We start from the raw sequence: 347 nt of genomic DNA on the forward strand, positions 1-347 counted from the left end.
AAAATAAAAACTTTTCCCAAGCTTCCAACCGGGCTTGAACCGGTGACCTCTTCCTTACCATGGAAGTACTCTACCAGCTGAGCTATGGAAGCATAATGGCTCCGCAGGTAGGAATCGAACCTACGACCGATCGGTTAACAGCCGATAGCTCTACCGCTGAGCTACTGCGGAATAATATAAGCCTGGCAACGTCCTACTCTCACAGGGACAAGGTCCCAACTACCATCGGCGCTAGAGAGCTTAACTTCCGTGTTCGGTATGGGAACGGGTGTGACCTCTCTGCCATCATTACCAGACTTTTATCATTATACACATTCTTTTCAGAATGTCCAAAGGAATTTTAAATA

At 46.7% G+C, this 347-nt stretch carries 2 tRNA genes and 1 rRNA gene; all 3 read right to left on the minus strand.

Annotated features, from left to right (window positions below):
* Positions 1-19: 19 nt before the first annotated feature.
* Positions 20-92 (minus strand) — tRNA-Thr (locus JTF23_RS27535).
* A gap of 4 nt (positions 93-96) precedes the next feature.
* Positions 97-171 (minus strand) — tRNA-Asn (locus JTF23_RS27540).
* Between the two features lie 9 nt (positions 172-180).
* Positions 181-296 (minus strand): 5S ribosomal RNA (rrf, locus tag JTF23_RS27545).
* Positions 297-347: the final 51 nt, after the last annotated feature.

It is taken from the genome of Bacillus sp. RIT 809 (assembly GCF_016892495.1).
Classification (GTDB): Bacteria; Bacillota; Bacilli; order Bacillales; family Bacillaceae_G; genus Bacillus_A; species Bacillus_A cereus_U.